Source organism: Longimicrobiales bacterium, assembly GCA_035764935.1.
Classification (GTDB): domain Bacteria; phylum Gemmatimonadota; class Gemmatimonadetes; order Longimicrobiales; family RSA9; genus DASTYK01.
The window spans coordinates 1-7,212 of the sequence record DASTYK010000055.1 but is presented as its reverse complement, the minus strand read 5'-3'; the positions used below and the strand labels follow the sequence as shown (position 1 = coordinate 7,212).

Sequence of the window (7,212 nt, the reverse complement as noted above, 5' to 3'; positions counted from 1 at the left end):
TCCTCGTGTCCGGCGGCCGCGCGGTCGTGACCAGTGCGCGTGGCGAGTTCCTGCTGCGCAACGTCGCCGCAGGCGAGCACGAGATCGCGTTCGTTCACCCTGCCGCGGATTCGCTGGGCCTGCCGGTTCAGCCGCTGCGCGTGGTGGTACCGGCGCGCGGAACGGTGCGCGTCGCGCTCGGCATCCCGCGCCCGCCGGGCTGCGCCGAACGTCCGGTTGCCGACGGGCGCACCGCGATCGCGGGATTCGTGGTGGACGCCGCGGAGGGAGCGGCGGTTCCCGGGGCGAGCGTGGCTGCGCTGTGGACGCCCGCCGATGACTCACGTGCCGGAGCAGAGGTCCCGGCGCGCACGCGCACGGCGATGACTGCGGAGAACGGCAGCTTCCTGCTGTGCGGATTCGAGCCGGGCGCGACGGTGCGGCTCACCGTCGCCACGACGCGCGTCATGCGCAGCTACGAGGTCGACGTCGCCGAGCCCGGGCTGCTTCGACTCACGCTGGTGGTGCAATAAGGCGACTCCGCCTGCGTGCCCACATCGACGTCACCACCGCCGACGCCGCGCTCATCAAGGCGAATGCGGCGATCACCAGAACCGCGAACAGCCACTCCGGCATCGCCACCTGTGACTCGCCCACCAGGAATGGCAGGATTCCGACGATCACTCCGCTCAGCACGCCGAGCAGCGCCGCACGCGGGGGCGCCGTGGTGCGGGAGCGGCCGCCCCCCGCAAGGCCGGACAGCACCGCGAAGACGACGCCGCACAGAAAGCCCGGCAGCGCGCCGATCATGAACCACATCTCGTCCATCGAGTTGTCGGGGTCGATCACGAGACCCGCAAGGATGGCGACGGGCGCCCAGGCAAACGCCCAGATGATGCCGATCAGGAGAGTGTCGCGCACGCGTTTCATGACTGTCATCGTGTCCGTCCGGTGTCAGTGAACCGTGGATGATTTCGTTCAGCGTGCGCTCGCCAGTCCGGCCGTGCGCTCGCGCGGCGCTTCCACCCGACCAAAGCGACGCTCACGTCCGCAGTACTCCTCCAGCGCGGCTTCCAGCGCCGCCGCATCGAAGTCCGGCCACCGGCAGCTCGTGAAGAACAGCTCGGCGTACGCGGCCTCCCACAGCAGGAAATCACTCAGGCGCTGCTCGCCACCCGTGCGGATCAGCAGGTCCACGTCGGGGACGGCAGCTTCGGCGTGCGTGGCAGCGCCGAGTGCCTCCGCGAACATCTCGCGGTCGGGGCGGGTGCCGTCCAGCAGCGCGGCCGCCGCGACGATCGCGTCCCGCGCGGAGTAGTCGATCGCGATGCGCAGCAGCAGCGTGTCGCAGTGCGCCGTTTCCCGCTCGGCACGCTCGATCGCATGCGCGAGCACGTCGGGCAGACGGTCCCGCCGGCCGATCACGCTCAGCCGCACGCCGTTGGACCGGCACCGCTCCGTTTCCTGGTGCAGGTAGCGCATGAACAGGCGCAGCAGCTGTGTGACTTCCGAGCGCGGCCGCTTCCAGTTGTCCGCGGAAAAGGCGTACAGCGTGAGCGTGCGGATACCGAGCCCCGGCGCGGCTTCCACGATACGCCGTACCGCCTTCGCGCCGGCGCGGTGTCCCGTGGTGCGCGGCAGTCCGCGCTCCTGCGCCCATCGTCCATTGCCGTCCATGATGATCGCGACGTGCATGCTGCCTCCGGTGTAGTCCTTTACCCAGTAAAGTTAGGGCGCGGAAAAAAACGGCCCATCCCGATGCGTGCCGCTGTCTGCTGCCTAACGCTCGCGCACCTGCTGGATGAGCGCCTCCATGTGGTCGATGTACGCGTTCAGCGCACGACGTCCCTCGTCGGTAATGCGGTACTCCGTGCGGGGCACCCTCCCCACGAACGACTTCCGGCACACGACGTAACCGGCCTCCTCGAGTCGGCGCGCGTGCACGCTCACGTTGCCGTCCGTGCCGCCGGTGAGCGCCTTCAGCTCGACGAAGCTCACGGACTCGCGTCCCGCCAGCGCACTGAGAATCGCCAGCCGCATGCGCTCGTGGATGACGCGATCGAGACTGGCAGCCGCGGCGGACGGGCTTTCCGCAGGCGTGACACGCTCGCGCGCGTCGTCGCCCGCGTCGTCGCGGCGAGGCTGCTGTGCGGGCTTAGCCGCCATACTTCCTCGCGATGATGGCGCCGAACAGGATGTGCAATCCGCCGAACCCGCCGGCCAGGAATGCATCGCCGCCGTGAGGCGCGGCGAGGAGTGCGGCGCCGCCGAGCGTCATGAATGCCAGGCCCATGAGCGGCACGACGCGCACCGAGAACGTTCCGGCCGTCACGATCCCGGCACCGTACAGCAGCAGCCACATGCCGGGAATCGCTTCCGCCGCATCCCACCGGTACAGCGCGGGCGTGAGCAGCGCGGCGGTGCCGACCGGCGGCAGGAAGCTGAGCAGGAACTTGCGTGCGGGCCCGGAAAAGAGTGGAACGCCCGCGGCGCGCGCCTTGAGCACGATGCCTACCCCGGCGATCACGACCGCCAGCGTCGCCTCCGCCACCCAGACCGCCAGCCAGGCGACCTCGACGTCCTGCTGCGCTGCGACCAGTGCCGCGCCCAGTGCCGTCACGCCCATCAGGATGCCGGCCAGGCCGGGGACCGCGGTGAACGCCGTCGCCTGCTCCATCGTCTGGCGGATGAAGCGGAGGTTGTCCATGGCCCGGTCGTGCAGGGCGATCGGCTCGGAGCGCTGGGGCTGCGGCGTCATGAGCGGAAGTCTAGGGGTGCCGCCCGCCCCGGGTCAAGTCCTTGGCGCTGTAAAGTGGAGCCAGCGGCCACGGCGCCGGCAGGGTGGGCCCGTGCGGCCGAACTGGCGCATGAGCCCGGTGCCGCGATTACTATCCGTCAGCAGTCGTCCACCGGAACCACAAGTGAGATGGTCATGCGACGTCCCGTCCTCCTGTTTCTCGTGCTGGTCGCCTTCACGCTTCCGGCCTGCGCAACGGCGCAGCAGCAGCCGCAGCGCCCGGGGTACACGCGCGCCGACACGCTGCGCGGCTCGATCGGCCCGGCGCGGTCGTGGTGGGACGTCGTCTTCTACGATCTCGAGGTGCGCGTGGACCCGGCGGACAGCAGCATCGCCGGCTCGAACGCGATCACGTACCGCGTCCTTTCATCGGGCAGTGAGCTGCAGATCGACCTGCAGCAGCCGCTGGAGATCGACAGCATCGTGCAGGGTGGTCGATCGCTGCCGTTCCGCCGGGATGGCAATGCGTTCTTCGCGACGCTGCCGGCGGCGCCGCAGAGCGGCACGCTGCAGACCGTGACGGTGCACTACCACGGCAGGCCGCAGGTCGCGGAGAACCCGCCGTGGGACGGCGGTCTGATCGTTTTGCGCGACAGCCTGGATCGCCCTTGGGTCGCCACGGCGAACCAGGGGCTCGGGGCGAGCGTGTGGTGGCCGAACAAGGACACGCAGGCGGAGGAGCCGGACAGCCAGCGGGTGGCGATCACGGTGCCGCACCCGATGGTGAACGTGTCCAACGGCCGGCTGCGCTCCGTCATCAATGACGACAGCACGGCGACGTTCGAGTGGTTCGTGCGCAACCCGATCAACAACTACAACATCGCGATCAACGCGGGCAGCTACGCGCATTTCGGCGAGGTGATGGAGGGCGAGGCCGGGGTGCTGACGCTGGACTACTGGCCGCTGGACTACAACCTGGATGCTGCGCGTCGCCAGTTCGTGCAGGTGCGGCCGACGATCGCGTGCTTCGAGCGCTGGTTCGGCCCGTATCCCTGGTACGAGGACGGCTTCAAGCTGATCGAGACGCCGCACCTCGGCATGGAGCACCAGTCAGCGGTCGCGTACGGCAACGGCTACCAGAACGGCTACCGCGGCAGGGACCGGTCGGGGACCGGCCACGGTCTCGACTTCGACTTCATCATCGTGCACGAGACCGCGCACGAGTGGTGGGGCAACAACATAACCACGGCGGACCTGGCGGACATGTGGGTGCACGAGGCGTTCGGCAACTACGCCGAAGCGCTCTATGTCGAGTGCCAGAAGAACGAGCGGGCCGGTGCCGAGTACGTGCACGGCCTGCGGGACGGCATCCTGAACGACCGCCCGATCATCCCCGAGTACGGGGTGAACGCGGAAGGCTCGGGCGACATGTACAACAAGGGCGGCAACATGCTGCACACTATGCGTCAGCTCGTGGGCGACGACGATCGCTGGCGCGAGATCCTGCGCGGCCTCAACAGTGAATTTCGCCACCAGGTCGTCACGGGTGAGCAGGTGCAGCGCTACATGGACGAGCGCACCGATTCGGACCTCGCGCCGGTGTTCCGGCAGTACCTGACGACGACGATGATCCCGACGCTGGAGTACACGCTGGACGGCTCGACACTGCGCTACCGCTGGACCGACGTAGTGGACGGGTTCGCGATGCCGGTCGAGGTGCGAACGGGGCCGGATGCGTGCACGGTGCTGCGACCCACGAGCGAGTGGAGCAGTGTGGACGTCGCACTGCGCGAACCGGATGCACTCGACGTGGACGTCGATTACTACGTGCAGGTCAGGCGCAGTGGCGGTGCGGCGCGGATGGCCGGGGCGGACTGCGCGGGCGCGTAGCCCCGCATCATCCGCCGCTTTCGCGCGCGACGGGCAACTGCCAGCGTCTGCGGATCGCGAGGAGCCGGAGTCCGAAGCAGAGTGCTGCGCCGGCGACCACCACGAGGGTGGTCGGCAGGTCCAGTGCGCGCCCAGCGACCACCACGGCGGCGCCGGCCAGTGCGGCGACGGCGTACACGTCGCCGCGCAGCACGGCGGGCACCTCGTTCGCCAGGACGTCGCGCAGCATGCCTCCGCCGATTCCCGTCAGCATGCCGAGGACAATCGCCGTCAACGGACCGAGCTGGTAGTCGAGTGCCTTGAGCGCGCCGGAAACGGCGAACAGGGCCAGGCCACCTGCGTCGAGGACGAGGACGGGGCTGCGCATTCGATCGATGACGTCGTGCCAGCGGAAGGTGAGCAGCCCGGCGAGAATCGGCACGGCGATGTAGCGCCAGTCCGCAATCCCCGGGGGCGGCACCGCACCGATCAGCAGGTCACGCGTGATGCCTCCGACATTGCCCGCCGCGAATGCGAGCACGAGCAGGCCGAACAGGTCGAAGCGGTGTCGGACGCCGACCATTGCGCCGCTCAGTGCGAACACAAATGTGCCGGTGAGGTCGAGCACCGGCAGGAGCGTATCGACGCGGATCAGCGGAAGTTGGTCCATGGCAGAAAAATCAGGATGCGCGGAAGCCGGGCGGTCGCTCCGGGCTGGCCTGCTCGAGCGCGCGGCGGACGCCGGCTGCGTCCAGGTCGGCCGTGTAGACGGGGGTGCCGGGCTGTTGCCGCCACGACTCGTCGAGGTCGCCTGCGTCGACGGGGTCGAAGCCGAGCTCATCGACGAGCCGCATGACTATGCCCTTTGCGTCCGGGTCGTCGCCCGCGACGGGCAGCGCGATCCGGTCGGGGTCGTCGGCGGGCCGGCCGAGGTCCATCAGGTGCTGTGCGCGGATGTTGTTGAACGCCTTCACGACCGGCCGGCCGAGCTGGCGCTCGACCCAGCGGCTCTCGGTCGTTCCGCTCTCGATGCCGTCGATGCGGCCGTCGCGCTGCGGGTAGTAGTTGCCGGTATCGACGACCACGGTCGCGGCCGGCACGTCGTCGAAGAGGTCGCGCGGCAACTCCCGGACTCTTCCCTCGGGGATGGTGACCACCACGAGGTCACGGTCGCGCACCGCATCGCGCGCCGTCACGGCCTTGGCCCCCGTTTCCCAGGCCAGCTCCGCAAGCGTTTCCGGCCCGCGCGAGTTCGCGACCATGACGTCGTGGCCGATTGCTGTCAGCCGGCGGGTGAGGGTGCCGCCGATGTTGCCCGCTCCGATGATGCCGATTCGCATGGCGTCCCCAGGTCGGTTGAAGGTGCAGGCGACGGAGCGCACATCATACGCCACGCGCACGCACCGCGTACAGGGAGCCGTTGGCAGTGCCCTGGCCGGGGGCCGCAGCCCCTCAAACAAAGTGGGACCGACTGCACGGGCAGCCGGTCCCACTCCGTCCTCGCATGGCGCCGCCGCTACTGCTGCTGCGTCACCTCGTCCACCGTGACGCGCGACTGGCGCACCTTCTCGGAGTACTTCTCGTACAATTGCCGGAAGATGTCGTTCATGTCGATCGCGCGACCCTGCACGTACGCCTGCTCCACGTTCGCCAGGTAGTCGAGCGGGTTGCCAGTGGTAATCAGCAGCGTCGCGTCCTTGCCGGGCTCGAGCGAGCCGACCCGGTCGTCGATGCCGAGGAAGCGTGCCGGATAGATCGTGACGGCGCGCAGGGCTTCCTCCTCCGGCAGCCCGTATGCGACGGCGACCCCCGCTTCCCACGGCAGCCGGTGCGTGTAGGACGCGCTGTTGCCGCCGGTGATCGCGAAGGGGACACCCTTCGCGTGCAGCTGCGCGGGCAGGCTGTAGTTGGTGTCGTAACCCTGCCAGCCGCGGTCGGGCGAGTCCATCGTAGACGTGATGAGCACCGGGATGCGCTTCGCGGCGAGGTGGTCGGCAATGAAAACGGCATCATCGGCGCCGCGCAGGATGATGCGCAGCCCTTCCGCCTCCGCGAATGCGATCGCGTCCTGGATCTGCTGCACGCTGCGCGCGGACACCACGACCGGCACCTCGCCGTTCACCACCGGCACCATCGCCTCCCAGCGGGAGTCCGTGTCGTGCGGGAGCCCGGACGCCTGCGCGTCTCGGTACGCGCGGGCGGCGGCGAACATGTCGCGCAATGAGCGCACCTGCTCGGCGTATGTCGGCTCGTCCTCGTCCGCCGCTGCGTTCTGCTGCATCCACGGGTTGCGCGGACGGCCGTTGGGATCCGGCCAGTTCACGTTCAGCGCGGCACCGCTCTTCAGCGTCATCGACTCCCACGTCCATCCGTCGAGCATGAGCGCGGCCGACAGGCCGGAGACCAGGCCGCCGCTCGGTGTGGTGACCGTGACGAGCACGCCGTTGGAGCGCGCAGTGCCGATGTGGCGGCTTTCGGGGTTGACCGCCAGCTCCGCGCGCACGTTGGGGTTGAAGTCGCCCAGCTCGTCCGTGTCCTGGGTGACGTCGACGGCGCCGATCTCCTGCAGTCCCATGGCGCTGTACGCGTCGATCAGGCCGGGGTAGACGTGCTTGCCCGAGACATCG

The 7,212-nt window shown here is 69.2% G+C and carries 9 protein-coding genes; 2 read left to right on the top strand and 7 right to left on the bottom strand.

Annotated elements, in window-relative coordinates; genetic code table 11:
- The coding region (locus tag VFU06_04460; protein HEU5208643.1) for a hypothetical protein at positions 1 to 512 on the top strand (512 nt) is incomplete at its 5' end.
- On the opposite strand, the gene VFU06_04455 is transcribed toward VFU06_04460, so the two are convergent.
- From VFU06_04455 to VFU06_04440, 4 genes are all read right to left on the bottom strand, one after another.
- On the bottom strand, positions 493 to 918 hold the full coding sequence (locus VFU06_04455; protein ID HEU5208642.1) for a hypothetical protein: 426 nt from the start codon (positions 916 to 918) through the stop codon (positions 493 to 495). The genes VFU06_04460 and VFU06_04455 overlap by 20 nt on opposite strands.
- Before the next feature lie 39 nt (positions 919 to 957).
- On the bottom strand, positions 958 to 1,674 hold the full coding sequence (locus VFU06_04450; GenBank protein ID HEU5208641.1) for a di-trans,poly-cis-decaprenylcistransferase: 717 nt from the start codon (positions 1,672 to 1,674) through the stop codon (positions 958 to 960).
- Between the two features lie 84 nt (positions 1,675 to 1,758).
- Complete coding sequence (locus VFU06_04445) at positions 1,759 to 2,145, bottom strand: transcriptional regulator (protein ID HEU5208640.1); 387 nt, start codon at positions 2,143 to 2,145, stop codon at positions 1,759 to 1,761.
- The gene (locus tag VFU06_04440) at positions 2,135 to 2,737 is read right to left on the bottom strand and encodes a hypothetical protein (GenBank protein ID HEU5208639.1); all 603 of its coding nucleotides are present in this window, start codon (positions 2,735 to 2,737) and stop codon (positions 2,135 to 2,137) included. The genes VFU06_04445 and VFU06_04440 overlap by 11 nt, the downstream gene beginning before the upstream one ends.
- A 174-nt stretch (positions 2,738 to 2,911) precedes the next feature.
- Between VFU06_04440 and VFU06_04435 the strand changes: the two genes are divergently transcribed.
- The gene (locus VFU06_04435) at positions 2,912 to 4,606 is read left to right on the top strand and encodes a M1 family metallopeptidase (GenBank protein ID HEU5208638.1); all 1,695 of its coding nucleotides are present in this window, start codon (positions 2,912 to 2,914) and stop codon (positions 4,604 to 4,606) included.
- Between the two features lie 7 nt (positions 4,607 to 4,613).
- On the opposite strand, the gene VFU06_04430 is transcribed toward VFU06_04435, so the two are convergent.
- The 3 genes from VFU06_04430 to VFU06_04420 form a co-directional block, all read right to left on the bottom strand.
- Positions 4,614 to 5,255 (bottom strand): trimeric intracellular cation channel family protein, encoded by a 642-nt coding sequence (locus tag VFU06_04430; protein ID HEU5208637.1) that lies wholly within the window; start codon positions 5,253 to 5,255, stop codon positions 4,614 to 4,616.
- 10 nt (positions 5,256 to 5,265) lie between these two features.
- Positions 5,266 to 5,925: an NAD(P)-binding domain-containing protein gene (locus tag VFU06_04425; protein HEU5208636.1), complete on the bottom strand. Its 660-nt coding sequence runs from the start codon at positions 5,923 to 5,925 to the stop codon at positions 5,266 to 5,268.
- 176 nt (positions 5,926 to 6,101) lie between these two features.
- A partial coding sequence (locus VFU06_04420) for an amidohydrolase family protein (GenBank protein HEU5208635.1) occupies positions 6,102 to 7,212 on the bottom strand: 1,111 nt, incomplete at its 5' end.